Here is a 22,431-nt window from a genome sequence, read left to right as displayed (position 1 = left end):
TGAGCTGAGCCATAACGCAGCATAAGAGAAAAGTGGTAGGCCTGAGTGGACTTGAACCACCGACCTCACCCTTATCAGGGGTGCGCTCTAACCACCTGAGCTACAAGCCTATCGATACCGCTACTCTATTTCATCAGACAATCTGTGTGAGCACTTCACAAAACACTTCAATGGTAAGGAGGTGATCCAACCGCAGGTTCCCCTACGGTTACCTTGTTACGACTTCACCCCAGTCATGAATCACAAAGTGGTAAGCGCCCTCCCGAAGGTTAAGCTACCTACTTCTTTTGCAACCCACTCCCATGGTGTGACGGGCGGTGTGTACAAGGCCCGGGAACGTATTCACCGTAGCATTCTGATCTACGATTACTAGCGATTCCGACTTCATGGAGTCGAGTTGCAGACTCCAATCCGGACTACGACGTACTTTATGAGTTCCGCTTGCTCTCGCGAGGTCGCTTCTCTTTGTATACGCCATTGTAGCACGTGTGTAGCCCTACTCGTAAGGGCCATGATGACTTGACGTCATCCCCACCTTCCTCCGGTTTATCACCGGCAGTCTCCTTTGAGTTCCCGACCGAATCGCTGGCAACAAAGGATAAGGGTTGCGCTCGTTGCGGGACTTAACCCAACATTTCACAACACGAGCTGACGACAGCCATGCAGCACCTGTCTCAGAGTTCCCGAAGGCACTAAAGCATCTCTGCTAAATTCTCTGGATGTCAAGAGTAGGTAAGGTTCTTCGCGTTGCATCGAATTAAACCACATGCTCCACCGCTTGTGCGGGCCCCCGTCAATTCATTTGAGTTTTAACCTTGCGGCCGTACTCCCCAGGCGGTCGATTTAACGCGTTAGCTCCGAAAGCCACTCCTCTAGGGAACAACCTTCAAATCGACATCGTTTACAGCGTGGACTACCAGGGTATCTAATCCTGTTTGCTCCCCACGCTTTCGCACCTGAGCGTCAGTCTTTGTCCAGGGGGCCGCCTTCGCCACCGGTATTCCTCCACATCTCTACGCATTTCACCGCTACACATGGAATTCTACCCCCCTCTACAAGACTCTAGCTGACCAGTCTTAGATGCCATTCCCAGGTTAAGCCCGGGGATTTCACATCTAACTTAATCAACCGCCTGCGTGCGCTTTACGCCCAGTAATTCCGATTAACGCTTGCACCCTCCGTATTACCGCGGCTGCTGGCACGGAGTTAGCCGGTGCTTCTTCTGTCGGTAACGTCAATCGTTGTTGATATTAGCAACAACGCCTTCCTCCCGACTGAAAGTACTTTACAACCCTAGGGCCTTCTTCATACACGCGGCATGGCTGCATCAGGCTTGCGCCCATTGTGCAATATTCCCCACTGCTGCCTCCCGTAGGAGTCTGGGCCGTGTCTCAGTCCCAGTGTGGCTGATCATCCTCTCAGACCAGCTAGGGATCGTCGCCTAGGTGAGCCATTACCTCACCTACTAGCTAATCCCATATGGGTTCATCCGATAGCGCAAGGACCGAAGTTCCCCTGCTTTGCTCCTGAGAGATTATGCGGTATTAGCTACCGTTTCCAGTAGTTATCCCCCTCTATCGGGCAGATCCCCATACATTACTCACCCGTCCGCCGCTCGTCAGCGAGAAGCAAGCTTCCCCTGTTACCGCTCGACTTGCATGTGTTAGGCCTGCCGCCAGCGTTCAATCTGAGCCATGATCAAACTCTTCAATTAAAAAGCTTGATGCTCAAAGAATGTCTTACTGACCGTAACGTTCTTTTGTTCGGCTAACTTTGTCGGCTTCGCATCGCTTCCCCTCGCCGTACCTAAGTACTGTCTCGGGTTATCTCTGCTTGCCTTCGCGTTATCCTTCCAAAATAAGCGTTACTACCTTATTTCATATATATGAATTAACGTGTTAGTCACTCTTCAAGACTTAAAATCAAATATTTTTTTGATAGTGTCCTGTGAGTGCCCACACAGATTGTCTGATAAATTGTTAAAGAGCGTTGCAGCTTTTCTTTATGAAAACCAACCGTTCGGTCGTTGCTGCGAGGAGGCGTATATTACGTTTTCCTCCGTGAGAGTCAAGCAATTTTTTGCTTTTTCTTTTCAGAATCTCTCGCTGCCGTTTCAGTGTTCATCGCGCTTTGCGTTGTCTTGTTCCCGGTCAGTGGTGGCGCATTATAGGGAGTCAGAAAAATCTGGCAAGTGTTTTTTTACATTTTTTTTCTAACTGCCTATTTACCACCCAAAAAGGCTACTTTTTGATTCTTTTTAGCGTTTCTGGCAACTCTGCGATACTGTTAATAACAATATCTGCATTATTGATTGCTTCATCGGTGACTGGCTCACCACTTTTCACTAATATAGTTGTACCGACTTTAGCGGCTTTGCCTGCCAACATATCAGCAAGTTTATCACCCACCATAATAGATGATGCCATATCTATTTTTAAAAAAGCCTGCGCGTCTAGTAGCATTCCTGGCTTTGGTTTACGGCAATTACAGTCTTGGCGATATTCTTCTACTGTAGCCTCAGTATGATGAGGGCAAAAATAAATACCGTCTAAGTCGATACCGCGATCTGCTAATGACCAATCCATCCATTCTGTGAGTTGCATAAACTGGTCTTCTGTATAAATTCCCCGACCAATACCTGACTGGTTAGTTACAATAACTAATGCATAACCCATCTTTTTTAATTCGAGCATCGCTTCAATTGACCCTTCAATAAATTCGAAATCATCAATTTTATGTACATAACCATGATCGATATTAATTGTTCCATCTCTATCTAAAAAGACTGCTGGGATCCCGTTACTCACCTGTTTACTCCTAAAATTTAGTATCTTTTTAGTATCTCATGAAAAGAAATAAAAGGAGAATAGAATAAATAGAACAATCTTTATTGACTTAGACGTCTAGACGCCTTAACATCCAACCTTATTAGATACACTATCTAAAAACAATTCAGATAAAGTTAGAAACTATAAATGATAAAGCTCTCAAATATTAATAAAGTTTTCCAGCAAGGAAGCCGTAACATTCAAGCGCTTACTGATATTAGCTTGCATGTGCCTGCTGGTCAGATCTATGGCGTTATTGGTGCTTCAGGTGCGGGTAAAAGTACGCTTATTCGTTGCGTGAATATGCTTGAACGCCCAACTTCAGGCCAAGTTATTGTTGATGGACAAGATTTAACATCAATGACTGAAAAAACGTTGACGAGAGCACGTCGCGGCATTGGCATGATTTTCCAGCATTTTAACCTGTTATCTTCACGTACCGTCTTTGATAACGTTGCTCTCCCCTTGGAACTTGATAATACGCCTAAAGAAAAAATTATAGAGCGTGTAAGTGAATTACTCGATTTAGTTGGGTTAACTGAAAAGAAAGATGCATACCCAGCAAACCTTTCGGGCGGACAAAAGCAACGTGTTGCTATAGCTCGCGCATTAGCTAATTCACCAAAAGTATTACTATGTGATGAAGCGACAAGTGCATTAGACCCCGCGACAACCCGTTCAATTTTAGAATTATTAAAAGATATTAACCGTCGATTAGGCTTAACTATCTTATTAATTACCCACGAAATGGATGTTGTAAAACGTATTTGTGATCAAGTAGCTGTAATAAGTGGCGGTCAATTAATTGAGCAAGACAAAGTGAGTGAAGTATTCTCTCACCCAAAAACACCTGTCGCTCAAGCGTTTATTCAATCAACATTAGTTATTGATATTCCAGATGATTATAAAGAACGATTAAAAACGGAGCCAGGTAAGGACTTATCACCATTACTCAAGCTCGAATTTACAGGGCAGTCTGTTGATGCACCTTTAATTTCAATGGCTGTACGCAAATTTGATATTGATATTAATATTTTAAGTTCACAAATTGACTACGCCGGCGGCGTGAAATTTGGTGTGATGCTCGCAGAGCTACATGGCATCAATGGTGGGGTTGAATCCACAATTGCATTTTTAAAAGAGCATCATGTGAAAGTAGAGGTTTTGGGTTATGTCTGAGAGAATGATTTACCTGCTGATTAACGGCACAATTGACACTATCACAATGACCTTTGTTTCCGGCTTTTTGGGTTTTGTTTTAGGTTTACCATTAGGTGTATTGCTCTATATTACACGCAAAGACCAAGTAATGGAGAATGTAGGGCTATATCGTGCTCTTGCAGTTGTAGTAAACATTTTCCGCTCAGTGCCATTTATTATTTTACTGGTGTGGATTATTCCATTAACTTCGTTTCTTGTTGGAACGACTATTGGTTTAAAAGCGGCAATCGTTCCTTTAACAATTGGCGCTGCGCCGTTTATTGCTCGCATGGTTGAAAATGCGTTATTAGAAATTCCAAGTGGTTTAATTGAATCAGCCCGTGCGATGGGAGCGACTCCGCTTCAGATTATTCGTAAGATTTTGATCCCTGAAGCATTGCCAAGTTTAATTAATGCAGCCACTATCACGTTAATTATGTTAGTCGGATATTCTGCAATGGGTGGTGCAGTTGGTGCCGGTGGTTTAGGTCAAATCGCACTACAATATGGTTATCAAACTTATAACCCTGTTGTGATGAATACTGTTATTGTTCTCCTCGTCATTTTAGTAAACCTAATTCAGTTTGGTGGCGAGTATTTAATGAAAAAAGTTTCACATCGATAGTTAGTAAAATAGCTGCGCCGTTAAGGTGCTTATAAAGTCCGTTTTAAAGGGGTAAACCAATGTCTATTAAATTAAAATCTATCGCAGTTGTCGGCGCGCTATTAGGCACACTCGTTCTCACTGGTTGTGGTGAAAAAGAGAAAGATGCCAACAGCATCAAAGTTGGTGTGATCATGGGCAAAGAATTAGAAGTTGCTGAAGTCGCACAGAAAGTTGCTAAAGAAAAGTACGGTTTAAATGTTGAGCTCGTTTCATTTAATGACTTCGTTTTACCTAATGAAGCATTAAGTAAAGGCGATATCGATGCGAACGCATTCCAACACAAGCCTTATCTTGATCAACAAATTAAAGATCGTAACTACAAATTAGTTCCTGTTGGAAATACCTTTATTTATCCAATTGCGGCTTACTCTAAAAAAATTAAGTCGGTAGATGAACTCGCTGATGGCTCTCAAATTGCGTTACCAAATGACCCAACTAACTTAGGCCGTTCATTGCTGTTATTACAACAACAAGGTTTAATTAAATTAAAAGATGGTACTGGCTTAATGCCAACTGTTTTAGATGTGGTTGAAAACCCGAAAGACCTGAAATTTGTTGAGTTAGAAGCGCCTCAATTACCTCGTGCTTTAGATGACCAAAAAATTGCATTAGCGATTATCAATACGACTTGGGCAAGTAGTGCTACACCTAAATTAACACCTGCAAAAGATGGTTTATTTGTTGAAGATAAAGATTCTCCGTACGTAAATATTATTGTTGCTCGTGAAGATAATAAAGATAGTGAGAACGTGAAAAAATTTATTCAGGCATATCAATCAGATGAAGTAGCAAACAAAGCTAATGAAGTCTTCGATGGTGGTGCAGTTAAAGGTTGGTAATCTTTTTTATTATTTAAAAAACGATTAAAATACTAGACGGCTTAACGCCGTCTAGTATTTTTTGTAATTTATAGACTATAAAAACAACGCAGCATTATTTTGAATCAGATAAGAAAGGTATAACTTATGAGACTGTTATTGCTCACTTTGGTAACATTTGTGTTAGCCGGGTGTGGAATTAACCAATACACGAGTCCAGGGCAAAATAAAGGTTTCACTAGTATGAAATTGTCTAAACCTGTACCGAAAGTAACAGAGCCAGACACAGCAAACGTTAAATTAATGAATAGCCCAGAAGAATTATTAGGGATGCCTTTCAAAGATTTAGGTGTTGTTTCTGGGGAATCTTGTCGAGAAAGCGTTCAAAGCCCTCCGGCAAATTTGAATACCGCAAAAAACAGTATGTTAACACAAGCTGCCTATATTGCGGCTGATGCCGTACTTTTACACCAGTGCCAAACCATGACCTCTCCAGGTTGTTATCAGGCAACTATCTGTGAAGGCAGTGCATTACAAATTGTTGAATAAATATCTTATGCAATCTTTTCAGTTTAATGTTATTGGGCACATTGAATCACCTTATAAAGAAAAGTTTGCAATCCCTCGCCAACCTGGACTTGTTCAGGGGGGTGCGGGACGCTTACATCTGCATTCTCCATTCAACGACCCAAATGCGGTGCGAGGACTCAGTCAATTTAGCCATGTTTGGGTTCTATTCGTTTTTCATCAAACAATGAAAAATGGCTGGAAACCGCTAGTGCGCCCTCCAAGACTAGGTGGCAATGATAAAATGGGTGTTTTCGCAACCCGTTCAACATTTAGACCAAACCCAATAGGCATGTCTCTTGTTGAATTACATGGAATAACAATAGAAAACAGTCAAGTGATCCTTGAGCTTGGTAGCCTTGATTTAGTAGATGGCACCCCTGTTATCGATATAAAACCTTACTTACCCTTTGCTGAGGCAATACCAACCGCAACTGCAGGGTACGCACAGGACATACCTTCAGATGATATGCAGGTTATATTTACCCCAGAAATAGAAACTGAATTAGATGATTATCAAAATCACTACCCAGGTATTAAACAATTTATTTCACAAGTTTTAATGCAAGACCCTCGCCCCGCATATAAGAAACAATCTACTGAAACACGTGACTATGCAGTCCATTTATTAGATTTTAATATTCGCTGGCGGGTAATTGATGGTGTGACTGAAGTATTCGCTATCGAACCATACGAAAAATCACGTTAACCCCTTTTGGCAAGCCTCCGTCACTGGTAGACTAGCTCACTATATACCTTGGCAAATAAGTCGTTTGCCATAACTTGTTGTTCTAATGGAACCTATACAATGCGTACTAGCAAATATCTGCTCTCAACTCTAAAAGAGACCCCTGCGGATGCAGAAGTTATCAGCCATCAGCTGATGCTGCGTGCAGGAATGATCCGTAAACTTGCTTCCGGTCTGTATGACTGGTTACCCACTGGTGTTCGTGTTCTGCGTAAAGTAGAAACCATCGTCCGTGAAGAAATGGAAAATGCAGGCGCTATCGAGGTATCTTTACCCGTCGTTCAGCCTGCAGATTTATGGCAAGAAAGTGGACGTTGGGAACAGTATGGTCCTGAATTGCTGCGTTTTGTTGACCGTGGTGAGCGCCCGTTTGTTCTCGGCCCGACCCATGAAGAAGTGATCACAGATTTAGTCCGTAACGAAATCACCTCTTACAAGCAATTGCCATTGAATTTATTCCAAATTCAAACCAAATTCCGTGATGAAGTTCGCCCACGTTTTGGCGTGATGCGCTCGCGTGAATTTATTATGAAAGATGCATACTCTTTCCACACTAGCCAAGAATCATTGCAAGAAACCTATGATGCGATGTACGAAGCCTACAGCAAAATTTTCACGCGTATTGGCTTTGATTTTCGTGCCGTTCAAGCTGACACTGGCTCTATCGGCGGTAGCGCATCCCACGAATTCCAAGTATTAGCAAAAAATGGTGAAGATGACGTTATTTTCTCTACCGAATCTGATTATGCCGCTAACATTGAATTCGCAGAAGCATTAGCACCAACAACGCCACGTTGCGCTCCAACAGAAGAGATGCGTCTTGTTGATACGCCTAATGCAAAAACAATCGCAGAGCTCGTTGAGCAATTCAATTTACCTGTTGAAAAAACTGTTAAGACATTGATTGTTCATGCGAAAAAAGATTCAGGTCACACGCTCGTCGCTTTATTAATTCGTGGCGACCATGAGTTAAATGAAATCAAAGCAGAAAAACACCCATTAGTGGCTAGCCCATTAGAATTCGCCACGGAAGCTGAAATCAGAAATGCAGTGAATGCTGGCCCGGGCTCTTTAGGCCCAGTCAATATGCCACTTCCGATTGTTATCGACCGTAGCGTTGCAGTAATGAGCGACTTTGGTGCAGGCGCAAATATTGATGGTAAACACTATTTTGGCATCAACTGGGAACGTGATTTGGCGTTACCAGAAGCTTTTGATTTACGCAACGTTGTTGAAGGAGACCCAAGCCCAGATGGTAAAGGTGTACTGCAAATTAAACGTGGTATCGAAGTTGGCCATATTTTCCAATTAGGGACTAAGTACTCAGAAGCAATGAAAGCTTCAGTCCAAAATGAAGATGGACATAACCAAATCGTCACCATGGGCTGTTATGGCATTGGTGTAACGCGTATTGTTGCCGCTGCTATTGAACAAAGCCATGATGACCGCGGAATTATTTGGCCGGATGCAATTGCTCCGTTCCAAGTGGCTATTTTACCAATGAATATGCACAAATCTTATCGTGTTAAAGAAGTTGCAGAAAAACTTTACGCTGACTTAAAAGCAAATGGTATTGATGTGATTTTCGATGACCGTAAAGAGCGCCCAGGCGTGATGTTTGCCGATATGGAGCTGATTGGTGTTCCATACACTATCGTTATTGGTGACCGTAACTTAGACAACAACCAAATTGAATATAAATCACGCCGTAGTGATGATAAAGAATTGGTTGGCTTAGAAAATGTTATTAGCTTCCTAAAAGGAAAGCTCGGTAAATAAAATAAGTTAAAAGCTAGAAAATAAAGCCCAAATTTCGGTTATTTGAATTTGGGCTTCTTTTTTTAGATGTCTCGGTACGAACCAATCTTAAAACCATCCGCCAAAATCTGTGATTTTAAATTTTCAGATGTTAATACTTCCAATTCATTTAAACGTGGATAAGCATAGTTACTTTTTAATAGCGCATTATCAATAAAAGCAGGATGGCTCATAACTTCAATAGAATTATTACCTTGTGCTTTAGCTTCATTAATAATCTTCAAAAATAACGCTTCTGAGATTTGATCACCATAAAACTCACTACTAAAACAGTCAGTGCTTGGCACTTGATATGATAATGGCGGCCAATTTTTCTCTAATTGGCGATCAACACGTAATGCAATACCCTTTTCTTGGGCGAAAGCAACTACAATTGGAAAAATACCCTCAATCATATGAACATGATGATGGCTATCGATATGGCTCGGTTTTTGACCAAAAATTTCGATAAATTTTTGATATTGCAAATTTAGTTCTTGTTCAATCTCAATCAATGGTAAATCATTAATATCAATATTCCAAAGCCATTTACCCAACAGCCCATCACGGCTGAGAGTAGGCATTGATGAGAAAGGCTTCCCAGCCGTTAAAACAAAATGCATCCCCACTGCCAGATTCGGATTCTCTTGGCTTAATTTAGCCGCATGGGATATTGCAGGCATATTCATCATCGCGCTTGTTGAATGAACAACTCCATTACGATGAGATTCAATGATGCCGTAATTAACGGCCTCGCAGAGTCCAAAATCATCGGCATTTACAATAAGTAATACAGCCATATGCTCTCCCTTGACACTATAAGCTATTTGGCTAATTAACCTTCTTGCTCAAGCTGTTGTATTGCTTTAGCGAAGTTCGGTAGGTGTTTTTTATGGGCGATAAGTAATTCCTTAGAAATTAAACGCGCATCGTTATCAGAATGAATTAATGGGTTTAGATTCATCGCCAATAAAACATCATTAAACTGACCATTTACTGCAGCTTGGCTAGTGGTAATTTCAAAAGTTTTTAAGGTATAAATTAAACCAAGTACTTTATCATCAAAATGCTTTACTCGTGGGTGCGGTTTTGCGCCATCACGACCTAATAAGCATGTCATTTCGACTGTCCAGTCTTCAGGAATATTATCAATATGCCCATGATGTGGAATATTAACATAGTGCTCCGTTTGTTTGTCATTGTATATTGCATTGATGACTTCACAAGCGGCATCTGAATAATAAGCTCCACCTCTTAATTCAAGCTCTTTAGGTTTTACATCTAATGTTGGATTTTTATATAGTTCAAAGAGTTGATGCTCAACTTTTTGCACGACTTGAGCCCTAGCCCCCCCTTTATAATACTCGCCAAGCTCAATCGCTAGCATTTCCTTAGGTTTAAAATAGTACAATAAATAAGAGCATGGGATCAGATTTAATCCACGAATTAATCCTTCATCAAAAGCAAGGTCTGTAATATTTTTAACTGAATTTGCGCTTAATGTTCCAGAAGCAATCCCTTCTAATAACTCATTAAACCGTGATGAACCATTTACAATAACGTCTTTGATAAAAACCATATGATTTAAACCAAATAAGTCGATAGATAATTCATCGCTATCGGATAGTTTCAAAACATCGGTAATAAACATTTTCATACCGATAGGTATATTACAAACACCAATAAAACGTTTGAAGTTAGTGTGGCGATAAACAGCTTCAGTTACCATACCTGCGGGGTTGGTGAAATTAATTACCCAAGCATTCGGGCAAATTTCTTCGACATCTTTAATAATATCAAAAATCACAGGTATTGTTCGCAGCCCTTTGAATAAGCCACCAGCACCATTAGTTTCTTGCCCCAAATAACCATGTTTTAAGGGGATTGATTCATCTAACGCACGTGCTTTTAATTGCCCAACTCTTAATTGAGTCGTCACGAAATCAGCGTCTTTTAATGCTTCTCGCCTATCAAGCGTTTTAAATATCTTGAGTGGTATATTGGCATGTTTAACCATGCGCTCGCATAAATTATAGATAATATCTAATTTTTCTTTACCTTCATCAACATCCACTAACCATAATTCAGTAATAGGTAACTCATGGTAACGTTTAATAAAACCTTCTAGTAATTCAGGAGTGTAGCTACTCCCACCCCCAATGGTGACAACTTTTAATTTCTGATTCTGAGTCATATTAACCTCATTGTACCTTTATAATAGACATAGAAAAGCACACCATCTTTATAGAAAAAGATGGATATGCTTGAGACGCTTAGAAATGGGAAGATTATTTAGGTAATCACTTGGTGTTAATGAAGTTAGCTCTTTAAATTTTTTAACAAATAAACTTGGACTGCTATAACCGGATTCAAAAGCAATATCCGTAATTGAATAATTAGTTATTTCGAGTTGCTTTTTAGCAAAATTAATTCTGATATCATTAATAATCTGCATTGGCGTTTTGCCATAATAGCGTTTTGTTGCCCGAGTTAAGTACTCTTGTGATTTTCCCGTTATCGAAATCATATTTTGTAGGGCACTTTCACTAAACATAGCGATATCATGCATTTCTTCCAATGTATTTTTTAGCCATTGAGGGGCATCATCTCGCATACTTTTTTCACGATAATGGCGTAATCGATTTACGACATTAAATGTAACCAACTCAATAAATTCATTAAATTCACTATCACGAAAATTTAATGATGCAATCACGGACTCTATATAAGCCATAAATTCATTTTTTAATTGATAGCCTTGCGATGCAACAAAATAACTTGGTAATAGTGGTAAATAATGTTTATCAAAAAATGATTTACTAATTCCAACATTGAGTATCCGTGTAGGCCCAAAATCATAAGAGCTTTCATGATGCGACCCTATTGGGAGAAAAATAAAATCTCCCCGCTCTAATAAAACTTTTTTCCCATTAATTATTTGATAACAACGCCCCGTTAGAACAATCATATATTCATAATAATCATGTTGATGCAGTCCACTTGCACTCTCAACTTTATTATAAATAAAGACATGAAAGGTTTTATTATTAAAAAGTTCACTTTCTTGAACGAGTTTAATTTCAGCATTAGTGTCGGTTCTATTCATCAGTGCCTGCATCATGGCTCCCTCTCTAATGGTTTAATTTTTCATGTAACTCAATTAACTCTGTAATTAATTCACGGGCTAACATGGCATTCATTAAATGATCTTGTGCATGAACCAGAACTAAGCTAACTTTGATTCGTCCTTCACCCATATCACTTTCAATCAATTGAGTTTGCACTTTATGCGCCTCATTCAGCGAAGAGTGCGATTGTGCCATTAAACTTTTTGCCGTCACAAAATCACCTTCTTTCGCCTTTTTTAATGCGGTATAAGCCAAGCTTCTTGCTTGCCCTGCATTAATAATCAGCCCCATGACAACTTCTTCAAGTTCATCCATAGTCGCATTTTCTTGGATATCATTAAGTTCAAACATACTTTTATCTCTATTTTGATGGGAGGAGCAAACTCCCCCTATTTTAAAACTTAAGTGCGTTAGCAATATCTTCTTCACTCTCTTCTTCATCGATTGTGTTTTGTGCTTTATTAGAAATCACAACGAACGGAAGATAAACGAGTACAGCCACACCAAGGTTAAATAATGCAAGTAGTAAGGCAGCGATACTACCATTAGTATTGAAGAATGCAGCCAGACCCGTCGGCATTGTCCATGGTGCGATATTCGTCACTGGTGGGATAATCCCTAAATAATAAGCCGCGACCATTATTCCTGCCAATAAAGGCTGAATAAGAATAAATGGAATAAACATAACCGGGTTCATAATGATCGGTAGACCAAAAATAATCGGCTCATTAATTTGGAAAATACCTGCCGGTAATGCTAATTTTGCAACCTGACGATGGTCGGCACGACGTGATGCGATAAAAATAGCGATAATTAATCCTAATGTAGCGCCCGTTCCACCTAAGAATACATAGGAGTCAAGCATCGGTTTTGCCCACATATGGAAGGATTTGCCCGCAGCAATCGCAGCATCAACTGAACCATACTCTGCATATAAAGACACGTTTTCTAATGCCCACGGTGTCATTATACCGCTGTCTAATGCGGTTAATGCGAGAGAACCATGGATACCAAAGAACCATAATAGAGAGGTAAATACAACATATGCCCAGCCAACAACATTCCCCATAGAAGCAAGTGGTGTGGATACTGTGTCCATAATGATTTGATGGAAATTACTACTAATACCGCTTAGCGCCCACGACACAATTCCCATAATTGATAAGATGATAAAACCAGGAATAAGTGCAGAGAATGAACGAGATACGGATGGTGGTACGCTATCTGGTAATCTAATCACCCAATTACGGCGAACAATAAAAGTGAACATTTCAGCAACGACTAACCCTAGAATGATCCCTGAAATGATATTAGCCCCACCGAGCCAATTAGCACCAACGGCATAAGCACCATTGACGTCATATGGTGTGACTGTCATAAAAGAAGCAACAGCTAACAAACCAGCAGCAAGTGGATCAACCTTACGTTCTTCCGCCAGTGCCATCGCAATAAAAAAAGGTGCCATTAAGGACATAATTCCCAATGTCCCGTTATAAACGTTTCCACCAATGGCTTTAAAACCATTTAGTGTTTCTATCGTTGAAGGCTCTAGTCTAACCCCCAAAGAATAGAAAAATGACCCTGTATCAAAACTCAGAAAAACATTATTAATTAACACAAACATTGCCCCAACTAAGGTCAGAGGCATAATTCGAATAAAACCATTCTTTATTGCATTAACATGAGGTTGCTTTCCCAATCTAACAGCGAATGGAAGGAGTACCTTTTCAAGCGAAGTGATAAAAAGACTCATAAAAATACCCTCAATTTTTTGAGTATGCTCCATTCTTAACTAATTACGTTATGTTAATAACGTTAATGTTGATGGAGTTATTATGTTGTAGAGGTTGTAAATAGCTTTTTGGTATTAGCTTGCAGTTTGTTTTTTTATAATTGCAACGGCAGCTTTTAGTACACCGAGCCCATCCACTTTTCCGTACAAAAGTGAATCAATAACTTCAACTGGCTTGTTAGGTAATAATTTTTGGATATCCGATAACATCCAAGCAATTTGCGGGCCGAGTAATATCACATCCGCATCTACACCTTTTTCTGAAGCTAAGCTTTCAGGGAAGGCCTCTATATTGACAGGTACATCGTATTTTTCTGCTTGCTGTCTCATTTTGTTAACTAGCAGTGAGGTAGACATTCCTGCAGAACAAAATAGATAAATATTTTTCTTATTCATTCCTTATCCTTTGATTCGTTCTATTTTTTATTACCGCTATAACTTATAAGTTTTCTTATAGACTTATCATCTAACCCAACCCTACACACTAAAGCAATTAATTATCTCTAGTTGAATTGAGTATACTGCCTTCCCAGCATTTTCGATAATTCAAACTAACCAACAATTGTCTCCCATTGACCAACAGCCATGACAATCCTCACATTTATATAAATATTTTGCGTCAATAAAAAAGTTATATTGATATCAAATAATGATAAGAAAAAAATTAAAGATGGGTAATACGGCGTTTTAATTGGTAATTTATAGCCCAAAAAGAAAAAGACCCACTTCAGTTGAAGTGGGTCTTCTTAAGAAAGAAAAAAGTACGAATTAGTTGCAAGAAGCAGATTTGTCGAACTTAATTGCACCTGTTGGGACTAATGCGGAATCAAACTGGCCATCTTCCATTGAAGGACGAATGGTATAATAACCTTCAATTTCAGCATAGACAGGTGTACCACCATCTACCCCAGTTTCTCCATACGCTTTTTCTAATTCAACACCAGAAACAGCGTATTGGCGACCACTATCGCACTCTTTGAAAACAGCTGCATCAGCCATATAGCGGTACTGCCCCACTTTTTTACTTGGCTTAACTTGGTCTAACGTATAATTCATCTGTGTTTCAATCGGGTTACCGTCTAAATCCAGCAAGGTCACTGATTGACCATCTGCTGATTGGGCAAAATAAGTACTTTCACCTTTAGGATTAGTTGCTCGTAGTTTATTATTTTCTATATCCCATTTACCAGTATCATGGAAAGCTGTATCACCATCTTTCGTTCCTAAGTAAACGAGCTGTTCAACATAACTACCATCTTGGTTAACTAACAATGTCGCCTCAATACCAGAGCAATCCGCGCAAGGTAAAACCCCTGTATAGACTTTATCGACTGGTGCTGCATCAATATTTTTTGTCGCACTCTGGCAGCCAGCTAACGTAATACTTCCAACCGCCATTAAGACTAACATTAGTGATTTTTTCATTATAATTCCCTTAAAACCATGTGTTTTAACTTGTTAACCAATATAAACATCATAGCATTTCATCTAATAAAAATATGTCAAACATAAGAAAATTCGGACATTACTGATAAAATACGTTGTGTATTGATTTAGTGAATAAGAATTGTCTTTTTCCCTGCGCTGTGATTATAGTTATTAAAGTTACTGTGCTATTATCGTACTAAGCACATTTTTGCTTAGTACAACATGTTCAAGGCGGCAATAACCGCCACTAACACAGTGGTGAGGGAATATGTCTACAGATACTGAATATCAACCTATCAATTGTGATGATTACGAATATCTAGAAATCGCATGCCAACGTCAGCTAAAGTTGCAAATAATACTTAATGACGGCGTGAATATTGAGGGGAAGGCCAGTGATTTACTCCTACGAAAAAAAGTTGAGTACCTGATTGTTGAGACACATGATGGAACCAAGGAGTTAAGATTGGATTGCATAATTTCCTTCAGTCATCCTGAAATCGGCACAATTGTTGTCGACCACTCTCACTAATACTCACGATTTTGAGTCCTTCTATAGCCCCTTATGGTAATCACAGTCATAAGGGGCTTCTCATTAATTTAATACCTTAAATTCACCCTCTTTTTGCCAATCGATGGCAATGCCCAGAGACGCTTCATCAACCAACCCCTCAGGGGTAATAAAGCACCCTACTGCGGTAATTAGCTGGTCGTTATAATAAATTAATGGCACTCTTTCTCTCATCCATGGAGCTACGCCTAATTCTTGCCAGATCTTCTTACTGCTTCTGGAACGATGGCGTCCTACTATTTTCAATGTGCCTTGCAGCCCAAAACGGATTGTCACATTTTCATGCGAAAGTGGTGGCCGTATTTGCCCCTCTCCTTCCATAACTTGTAATACTCCTAAGGATTCAGGTAACTCAAAAACCTCAGGAAAAGCCCATTCAAACTGTTTATTTAATAGACTATTAATGCGCTTAACAACCCACAATGCGCCTTGATAACGACGAATTTCAAATTGCCCTAAGCGGCAAATAGGGTCTGCATCATGCCGAGCTAACGCGACTTCTTGCCAAATACGTTCCAATTGGTTAAATGGCGGCATTGGCAATTGGTGCAAACCAACCCAACGACGAATTAACGCATTACGTTTGGAAGATGAACACCCTTGCAAATCATCTATAAATAGGCCCCCTCGGTAATCCATCATACCTTCAAGGGTATCTTTTAATAACTCATCGAGTAATGATTCTTGCTCAGCACATAGCGCTGCACTGCGCGCGACAGCATGAGAAAAATGTGGCCAGCGCTCAGCCAAAGTTGGCATAATATGAAGACGTAAAAAATTTCTATCGTAACGGTCATCTTGGTTACTATCGTCCTCAACCCACGACAATTGTTGCTCTTGCATATAAGCTTCTAGCGCTATACGGGGTGTTGAAAGTAATGGGCGTAATAGCCATGTTGAACCGCAACACGCTGAAAAACTCAATAATTCAGGCATTGAAGACAACCCTGCTGGCCCACTACCACGCTTTAACGCTAACATGAAAGTTTCTGCTTGGTCATCAAGATGTTGAGCCGTAACTAATACCTCGCCTTCTTGTAATTCTTCTCGGTAAGCCTGATAACGAGCTTCTCGTGCTGCTGCTTCAATACCTTTTTGGCTTGAATCAACCACGACATGTCGGCAAATAAAAGGAATGTCCCATTGTGAACATAATTGAGCACAATGCTGCTCCCATTCGTTTGCTTTTCTATTCAAGCCATGATGAATATGAATAGCACGAATTTCTAGTGAAGGAAGCCGTTGTTGCCGAATAAGATAAAGTGCATGTAATAAAACCGTAGAGTCAATACCACCACTGAATCCCACTAGAATTTTTTGAATACCACTTATTTTATTAAGAACTTGTTCAACAATTACTTGCGAATGCTGCGCCATTTATTCGCCCTTCTTACGACTTCTGGCTTTGGCTTTTTGCGCCAACACACAGAACACCAGAAATAATTACCAGTAATACCCCAATTGCATACGCAATTTAAAAAACATCATTTAAGATTAACACTAACCAGAGTACCGATAATACGGGAGATAAAAATACCACAGAAGCTATTTTCGCTGAATGACCTGTATTCATCGCCTTAAACCACAAAATATAAGACACCCCATTGATTAAAATGCCATTAACCAATGTTGGCCAAAAAGCTGCTTTTGAAGGTAACTGCATTTCACTAAATAGTATCAGTAAGGCAAAAGAAGTTAGCGTTGAAAAAATAAATAACCACACAGTACTAATATAGAGGTCTATCGAATATTGGCGAGAAAAAACTGACATTAGTGCAAAGCAAAATGCACCACTAAAAACCAGTAATAACGCTGTTGGGTTTTCAACATGTAGCTGTGTAATTTGCCCTTTAGTAAAAGTAATAACCACCGCAATAAAACCAACTATGATGCCAATTATTTGTCTTCCAGCTAATTTATCTTTTAGCAATACTACTGATAACAAGATAATAACTAATGGCCAGCTATATTGAATGACCAATACGGCGATACCATTTTCAATGGAATATCCGTAATACAGTAACAAGTAGAATAAACAATCAAGAAAACCAAGAACAAAGACTTTGATTAGTACATCTCTTGGCAAGATAAACAGTTTTGTCAGCCGATACCCAGAAGCAAGTGCAACAATAATTACAGATATCGCTGAAATTAAGTTTGACCAAAAAAGGAATTGGAAGCTATCCATACCTTCTTGCCCAAAACGAGAGACAATAGGAATAAAGCTCCATATCAATACGCAAGTAAAAGCATATAGCAAATAATTATATTGTCGCACCCTAGTTCCTATCTATTATTATTTTCAGCAGATGAATAATTTAAATCAAAACACTCTGTTATCATTAAAAATGACTAGCTTAAAAATAAAAAAACGGGAGCTGGCAAAAAGCAAACTCCCGTTTTTATTAACGATTAGCGGTTAATAATTAGCAATAACCATAGTCCATCAGACGCTGATAGCGGCGGTTTTTCAACGCTTCGGCATCTAATGCATCTAATTCGTTTAAGTCCTCATTCAGGCGTGCTTTTAGCTGTTCCGCAATTTCATCATAATTACGATGTGCACCGCCTAATGGCTCAGGAATAACATTATCAATTAATTTCAGTTCTTTAAGACGTGGAGCAGTAATCCCCATCGCCTCTGCTGCTAGTGGTGCTTTATCTGCACTTTTCCATAGAATGGAAGCGCAGCCTTCTGGTGAAATAACAGAATAAGTACTGTATTGCAGCATATTGACTTTATCACCAACACCGATGGCAAGAGCACCACCAGAGCCACCTTCACCAATAACAGTACAAATGACTGGGACAGATAAACGTGACATTTCACGTAAATTACGTGCGATAGCCTCTGACTGACCACGCTCTTCAGCACCAACGCCCGGATAAGCCCCAGGAGTATCAATAAAGGTAATAATAGGCAAGTTAAAACGCTCAGCCAGTTCCATCAGACGCAATGCCTTACGGTAACCTTCTGGGGCTGGCATACCAAAATTACGACGGATTTTTTCTTTTGTCTCACGCCCTTTCTGATGCCCAATAATCATAACTGGGCGACCATCTAAACGCGCCATTCCACCCACAATGGCTTTATCATCTGCATAAGCACGATCACCTGCTAATTCTTGGAAATCAGTAAAAATGCGAGAAATATAATCCAATGTATATGGACGACGTGGATGACGAGCGAGTTTAGCGATTTGCCAAGCTCCTAGATCAGAGAAAATTTTACGTGTCAGTTCAACACTTTTTTCACGTAAACGAGCAACCTCTTCATCTAGGTTGACTTCTAAGTTGTTATCTTGACGGCTAACCGCTGTTAGAGAATCAATTTTCGCCTCTAATTCCGCGATTGGCTGTTCAAAATCAAGAAAATCCAGACTCATAATATTCCTATTTTAGTCAAATTCTAATTCTACCTGCTCACTACCCAGCAGAGTTCGAAGATCGTTCAGAAGGGGATCCACTGGCGTCACACGCCAAACAACACCAAATTTAAGCTTGGCTCTGGCATCATCCTTCTGGTAATACAGATGAACCGGGATCGTTCCTGAACGATGAGGTTCAAGAGTACTGCGAAGCCGGTTCAGCAATTGATCGTTAATTTGTTTATCTGACAGTGAAATTGCAAGTCCTCGTGCATATTTCTCCCTTGCTTCACTAATATCCATTAACTCACGCACTGTCATTTTATTACCACCATTGAAATCATCAAAGCTGACCTGACCGGTGGCTATCAGGATATTGTCTTTTTCCAACATATGTTGGTATTTATCGAGTGCATCTGAAAATAACATAATATCCAGACGACCGGAACGATCATCAAGCGTACAAATACCTATTCTATTTCCACGCTTGGTTGTAATGACTTTAGCTGAAAGTACTAAACCTACCACAGTTGTCACTTGACCACGAGGGGTGGGGTTCACATCTTTTAATCTAAGCCCATTAGTATAGCGCTCTATTTCGCTCAAGTATCGCGTTATTGGATGCCCTGTTAAATATAAACCAAGCGTTTCGCGTTCACCATCCAATACCACCTGCTCTGGCCATTTAGGCACACTGGCGTATGAACTTTCAACTTGTTCAGGTGCTTCCGCTAATACACCAAACATATCTGCTTGGCCTATTGCCTCTGCTTTAGCGTGTTGGTCAGCCGCTTTTAATGCATCTTCAAGGGAAGACATCAATGCCGCACGGTGAGGGCCTAATCGGTCAAATGCCCCTGCCATGATAAGCTTTTCCATCACACGACGATTAATTTTTTTAATATCGACTCGCGCACAAAGGTCAAAAATCTCTTTAAATATCCCGCCTTGTTGACGCGCTTCAACAATCGCCTCAATCGGGCCTTCACCGACCCCTTTAATTGCACCAATACCGTAAACTATCTCACCTTCATCATTCACATGGAAGTGATAAAGCCCACTATTGATATCTGGTGGCAATACTTTTAAGCCCATTCGCCAACATTCATCAACTAAACCGACCACTTTTTCCGTGTTGTCCATATCAGCGGTCATTACAGCAGCCATAAATTCAGCGGGATAGTGAGCTTTTAACCATAATGTTTGATAAGAAACTAAAGCATAAGCTGCTGAGTGCGATTTATTAAACCCATAACCGGCAAATTTCTCTACCAAGTCAAAGATTCTCATTGATAACTCGCCGTCTACCCCGTTTTTGATTGCTCCTTCTTCAAAAACAGAACGCTGCTTCGCCATTTCTTCAGGTTTCTTTTTCCCCATCGCACGACGCAGCATATCTGCACCGCCAAGCGTGTAACCGGCTAAAACCTGAGCAATTTGCATAACCTGTTCTTGGTATAAAATAATACCATATGTGGGCTCTAGAACAGGTTTTAATGATTCATGTTGCCATTGTACATCTGGATACGAAATTTCTTCACCACCATGCTTACGGTCAATAAAGTTATCTACCATGCCTGATTGTAATGGCCCGGGGCGGAATAATGCTACCAGAGCGATCATATCCTCAAAGCAGTCGGGACGTAATCGCTTAATTAAGTCCTTCATTCCACGGGATTCCAACTGGAATACTGCCGTGGTTTCTGAGCGCTGCAGCATATCAAAGCTTTTTTGATCGTGCAGCGGAATCGCCGCAATATCAACCGGCTCTAAGTTTTTCTTAGCACGGCGCGCGTTGATCATTTCCAACGCCCAGTTAATGATCGTCAACGTCCGTAAGCCGAGGAAGTCAAACTTCACTAGCCCTGCATATTCGACATCGTTTTTATCGAATTGCGTGACGGGGTTATTACCTTCCGCATCACAATACAGTGGCGCAAAGTCAGTAATTTTAGTTGGAGCGATAACCACCCCACCCGCATGTTTACCGGCATTTCGAGTGACCCCTTCGAGTTTACGCGCCATATCGATAAGCGCTTTAACCTCTTCATCAGCTTCATAAATTTCAGGGAGCTGTGGCTCTGCTTCGAATGCTTTTTCTAGTGTCATACCGGGATCTGGCGGCACTAATTTAGAAATTCTATCAACAAAACCATATGGGTGCCCAAGTACACGCCCCACGTCGCGGATAACCGCTTTTGCCGCCATCGTACCAAAGGTAATGATTTGTGAAACGGCATCACGCCCATACATTTGGGCTACGTGATCAATGACTTGGTCGCGTTTTTCCATGCAGAAATCGACGTCAAAGTCAGGCATCGAAACACGCTCAGGGTTCAAGAAACGCTCAAATAGTAAATCGAACTCCAACGGGTCAAGGTCAGTAATTTTGAGTGCGTAGGCAACAAGGGAACCTGCCCCCGAACCTCGTCCAGGCCCAACGGGTACGCCGTTATCCTTCGACCATTGGATAAACTCCATAACTATCAAGAAGTAGCCAGGGAAACCCATTTGGTTGATTACGTTGAGTTCGATATCTAAACGTTCATCATACTCAGGACGTCTTTCTGCCCTGATTTTTTCATCAGGAAACAGAAATTCTAAACGCTCTTCGAGCCCTTCTTTAGAGCGCATAACTAAAAAGTCTTCTGTTTTCATATCCCCTGTTGGGAATTGAGGTAAGAAGTATTCACCTAAACGGATCGTCACATTACAACGCTTAGCAATCTCTACACTGTTTTCTAGCGCTTCAGGGATGTCAGCAAACAGCTCACACATCTCTTCTTCGGAACGTAAATATTGCTGAGGGCTATAATTTTTAGGCCTTTTTGGATCTGCTAATGTAAAACCATCATGGATAGCAACACGTATTTCATGAGCGTCAAAATCACTACTTTCAATGAAACAAACATCATTCGTTGCAACGACAGGTAGGCCTTTTTTAGTCGCTAACTCGACAGCCGCATGTAGATAACTTTCTTCATCAGGCCGGCCTGTTCTGACTAACTCTAAATAGTAGCTATCTGGGAAATGAGTTTCATAGAATGCAAGGCACTCATCCACTAAGGATTGGTTTCCCCTTAATAGAAATTGCCCGACATCCCCTTTACGGCCACCGGACAGTAGAATCAAGCCGTCTTTGTGCTTGGCCAACCATTCACGTTTTATCGTTGGCCCAACCGCACCATAGCCCTTTTGGTATGCTTCAGAAATTAGTAAGGTAAGGTTTTGATAGCCTTCATTATTACGTGCTAAAACAGTTAGGTGAGATATTTCATCACCTAATAATTCACTTTCCACATAAAAATCAGCGCCAATAATGGGTTTGATCCCTGCACCATGCGCTGCACCATAAAACCGGACTAACCCGCAAAGGTTAGTAAAATCGGTGATCGCGAATGCAGGCATACCCATTGAAGCCACTTTTTTAACCAGTGGCCCTGTTTTGGCTAGCCCATCAATCATGGAATAGTCACTGTGAACACGTAAATGAATAAAACGAGGTGATGCCATCGACCT

General features: G+C 40.5%; 19 protein-coding genes, 1 tRNA gene and 1 rRNA gene. 7 read left to right on the top strand and 14 right to left on the bottom strand.

The window, feature by feature from the left end:
* Positions 1-33 precede the first annotated feature (33 nt).
* The 3 genes from M1F25_RS06175 to gmhB all read right to left on the bottom strand — a co-directional run bounded on the left by M1F25_RS06175 (position 34) and on the right by gmhB (position 2,807).
* Positions 34-110, bottom strand: a tRNA-Ile gene (locus M1F25_RS06175).
* Between the two features lie 64 nt (positions 111-174).
* A 16S ribosomal RNA gene (locus tag M1F25_RS06170) occupies positions 175-1,714 on the bottom strand.
* Between the two features lie 526 nt (positions 1,715-2,240).
* Complete coding sequence (gmhB, locus tag M1F25_RS06165) at positions 2,241-2,807, bottom strand: D-glycero-beta-D-manno-heptose 1,7-bisphosphate 7-phosphatase (protein ID WP_110591297.1); 567 nt, start codon at positions 2,805-2,807, stop codon at positions 2,241-2,243.
* A 168-nt stretch (positions 2,808-2,975) separates the two neighbouring features.
* Between gmhB and metN the strand changes: the two genes are divergently transcribed.
* From metN to proS, 6 genes are all read left to right on the top strand, one after another.
* Positions 2,976-4,007: a methionine ABC transporter ATP-binding protein MetN gene (gene metN / locus M1F25_RS06160; protein ID WP_112307284.1), complete on the top strand. Its 1,032-nt coding sequence runs from the start codon at positions 2,976-2,978 to the stop codon at positions 4,005-4,007.
* Positions 4,000-4,653 carry a methionine ABC transporter permease MetI gene (gene metI / locus M1F25_RS06155; RefSeq protein ID WP_004257375.1) on the top strand — a complete coding sequence of 218 codons (654 nt, stop codon included), beginning with the start codon at positions 4,000-4,002 and terminating at the stop codon, positions 4,651-4,653. Before metN ends, metI begins: the two co-directional genes overlap by 8 nt.
* A 59-nt stretch (positions 4,654-4,712) precedes the next feature.
* A complete protein-coding gene (locus tag M1F25_RS06150) occupies positions 4,713-5,534 on the top strand; it encodes a MetQ/NlpA family lipoprotein (protein ID WP_004257378.1) in 822 nt (273 codons plus the stop codon).
* Between the two features lie 126 nt (positions 5,535-5,660).
* Positions 5,661-6,062, top strand: coding sequence for an Rcs stress response system protein RcsF (rcsF, locus tag M1F25_RS06145; protein ID WP_004257380.1), 402 nt, complete (start codon positions 5,661-5,663; stop codon positions 6,060-6,062).
* Positions 6,063-6,069: 7 nt separating this feature from the next.
* Complete coding sequence (gene tsaA, locus M1F25_RS06140) at positions 6,070-6,789, top strand: tRNA (N6-threonylcarbamoyladenosine(37)-N6)-methyltransferase TrmO (protein WP_112307287.1); 720 nt, start codon at positions 6,070-6,072, stop codon at positions 6,787-6,789.
* Between the two features lie 99 nt (positions 6,790-6,888).
* On the top strand, positions 6,889-8,607 hold the full coding sequence (gene proS, locus M1F25_RS06135; protein WP_004257383.1) for a proline--tRNA ligase: 1,719 nt from the start codon (positions 6,889-6,891) through the stop codon (positions 8,605-8,607).
* Between the two features lie 62 nt (positions 8,608-8,669).
* Here proS and chbG read toward each other — a convergent pair whose 3' ends face one another.
* The 7 genes from chbG to M1F25_RS06100 all read right to left on the bottom strand — a co-directional run bounded on the left by chbG (position 8,670) and on the right by M1F25_RS06100 (position 14,970).
* Positions 8,670-9,425, bottom strand: coding sequence for a chitin disaccharide deacetylase (gene chbG, locus M1F25_RS06130; protein ID WP_094961149.1), 756 nt, complete (start codon positions 9,423-9,425; stop codon positions 8,670-8,672).
* A gap of 35 nt (positions 9,426-9,460) precedes the next feature.
* Positions 9,461-10,819: a 6-phospho-beta-glucosidase gene (locus M1F25_RS06125; protein ID WP_004257387.1), complete on the bottom strand. Its 1,359-nt coding sequence runs from the start codon at positions 10,817-10,819 to the stop codon at positions 9,461-9,463.
* A gap of 48 nt (positions 10,820-10,867) precedes the next feature.
* Positions 10,868-11,746 (bottom strand): transcriptional regulator ChbR, encoded by an 879-nt coding sequence (gene chbR / locus M1F25_RS06120; protein ID WP_181489470.1) that lies wholly within the window; start codon positions 11,744-11,746, stop codon positions 10,868-10,870.
* A 10-nt stretch (positions 11,747-11,756) separates the two neighbouring features.
* On the bottom strand, positions 11,757-12,104 hold the full coding sequence (chbA, locus tag M1F25_RS06115; RefSeq protein ID WP_094961146.1) for a PTS N,N'-diacetylchitobiose transporter subunit IIA: 348 nt from the start codon (positions 12,102-12,104) through the stop codon (positions 11,757-11,759).
* A gap of 43 nt (positions 12,105-12,147) precedes the next feature.
* Positions 12,148-13,506, bottom strand: a complete 1,359-nt coding sequence (gene chbC / locus M1F25_RS06110) for a PTS N,N'-diacetylchitobiose transporter subunit IIC (RefSeq protein WP_036957985.1) — start codon at positions 13,504-13,506, stop codon at positions 12,148-12,150.
* 114 nt (positions 13,507-13,620) lie between these two features.
* A complete protein-coding gene (locus tag M1F25_RS06105; RefSeq protein ID WP_094961145.1) occupies positions 13,621-13,941 on the bottom strand; it encodes a PTS sugar transporter subunit IIB in 321 nt (106 codons plus the stop codon).
* A gap of 372 nt (positions 13,942-14,313) precedes the next feature.
* Complete coding sequence (locus tag M1F25_RS06100) at positions 14,314-14,970, bottom strand: copper resistance protein NlpE N-terminal domain-containing protein (protein ID WP_094961144.1); 657 nt, start codon at positions 14,968-14,970, stop codon at positions 14,314-14,316.
* Positions 14,971-15,241: 271 nt separating this feature from the next.
* On the opposite strand from M1F25_RS06100, the gene rof reads away from it, so the two are divergent.
* Positions 15,242-15,505 carry a Rho-binding antiterminator gene (gene rof / locus M1F25_RS06095; protein ID WP_004257417.1) on the top strand — a complete coding sequence of 88 codons (264 nt, stop codon included), beginning with the start codon at positions 15,242-15,244 and terminating at the stop codon, positions 15,503-15,505.
* A gap of 63 nt (positions 15,506-15,568) precedes the next feature.
* Here the strand turns inward: rof and tilS are convergent, their stop codons facing one another.
* The 4 genes from tilS to dnaE form a co-directional block, all read right to left on the bottom strand.
* Positions 15,569-16,921 (bottom strand): tRNA lysidine(34) synthetase TilS, encoded by a 1,353-nt coding sequence (tilS, locus tag M1F25_RS06090; RefSeq protein ID WP_094961143.1) that lies wholly within the window; start codon positions 16,919-16,921, stop codon positions 15,569-15,571.
* Between the two features lie 97 nt (positions 16,922-17,018).
* Complete coding sequence (locus M1F25_RS06085) at positions 17,019-17,822, bottom strand: DMT family transporter (protein ID WP_232368725.1); 804 nt, start codon at positions 17,820-17,822, stop codon at positions 17,019-17,021.
* Positions 17,823-17,970: 148 nt separating this feature from the next.
* Positions 17,971-18,930 (bottom strand): acetyl-CoA carboxylase carboxyl transferase subunit alpha, encoded by a 960-nt coding sequence (accA, locus tag M1F25_RS06080; protein WP_004257429.1) that lies wholly within the window; start codon positions 18,928-18,930, stop codon positions 17,971-17,973.
* A gap of 12 nt (positions 18,931-18,942) precedes the next feature.
* Positions 18,943-22,425, bottom strand: a complete 3,483-nt coding sequence (dnaE, locus tag M1F25_RS06075; protein WP_181489469.1) for a DNA polymerase III subunit alpha — start codon at positions 22,423-22,425, stop codon at positions 18,943-18,945.
* Positions 22,426-22,431 lie beyond the last annotated feature (6 nt).

Origin of the sequence: Providencia sp. PROV109, from assembly GCF_033681625.1 — a bacterium.
Taxonomy (GTDB): Bacteria; Pseudomonadota; Gammaproteobacteria; order Enterobacterales; family Enterobacteriaceae; genus Providencia; species Providencia hangzhouensis.
This window is presented reverse-complemented; position numbering and strand designations above follow the sequence as displayed.

Excerpts from the sequence above, each read along its gene's own strand:
- M1F25_RS06125 (WP_004257387.1), bottom strand. The coding sequence starts at position 10,819 with ATGACTCAGAATCAGAAATTAAAAGTTGTCACCATTGGGGGTGGGAGT.
- metI (WP_004257375.1), top strand. The coding sequence starts at position 4,000 with ATGTCTGAGAGAATGATTTACCTGCTGATTAACGGCACAATTGACACT.
- chbG (WP_094961149.1), bottom strand. The coding sequence starts at position 9,425 with ATGGCTGTATTACTTATTGTAAATGCCGATGATTTTGGACTCTGCGAG.
- rof (WP_004257417.1), top strand. The coding sequence starts at position 15,242 with ATGTCTACAGATACTGAATATCAACCTATCAATTGTGATGATTACGAA.
- tsaA (WP_112307287.1), top strand. The coding sequence starts at position 6,070 with ATGCAATCTTTTCAGTTTAATGTTATTGGGCACATTGAATCACCTTAT.
- dnaE (WP_181489469.1), bottom strand. The coding sequence starts at position 22,425 with ATGGCATCACCTCGTTTTATTCATTTACGTGTTCACAGTGACTATTCC.
- M1F25_RS06105 (WP_094961145.1), bottom strand. The coding sequence starts at position 13,941 with ATGAATAAGAAAAATATTTATCTATTTTGTTCTGCAGGAATGTCTACC.
- chbR (WP_181489470.1), bottom strand. The coding sequence starts at position 11,746 with ATGATGCAGGCACTGATGAATAGAACCGACACTAATGCTGAAATTAAA.
- rcsF (WP_004257380.1), top strand. The coding sequence starts at position 5,661 with ATGAGACTGTTATTGCTCACTTTGGTAACATTTGTGTTAGCCGGGTGT.
- M1F25_RS06150 (WP_004257378.1), top strand. The coding sequence starts at position 4,713 with ATGTCTATTAAATTAAAATCTATCGCAGTTGTCGGCGCGCTATTAGGC.
- chbC (WP_036957985.1), bottom strand. The coding sequence starts at position 13,506 with ATGAGTCTTTTTATCACTTCGCTTGAAAAGGTACTCCTTCCATTCGCT.
- accA (WP_004257429.1), bottom strand. The coding sequence starts at position 18,930 with ATGAGTCTGGATTTTCTTGATTTTGAACAGCCAATCGCGGAATTAGAG.
- metN (WP_112307284.1), top strand. The coding sequence starts at position 2,976 with ATGATAAAGCTCTCAAATATTAATAAAGTTTTCCAGCAAGGAAGCCGT.
- M1F25_RS06100 (WP_094961144.1), bottom strand. The coding sequence starts at position 14,970 with ATGAAAAAATCACTAATGTTAGTCTTAATGGCGGTTGGAAGTATTACG.
- proS (WP_004257383.1), top strand. The coding sequence starts at position 6,889 with ATGCGTACTAGCAAATATCTGCTCTCAACTCTAAAAGAGACCCCTGCG.
- tilS (WP_094961143.1), bottom strand. The coding sequence starts at position 16,921 with ATGGCGCAGCATTCGCAAGTAATTGTTGAACAAGTTCTTAATAAAATA.
- chbA (WP_094961146.1), bottom strand. The coding sequence starts at position 12,104 with ATGTTTGAACTTAATGATATCCAAGAAAATGCGACTATGGATGAACTT.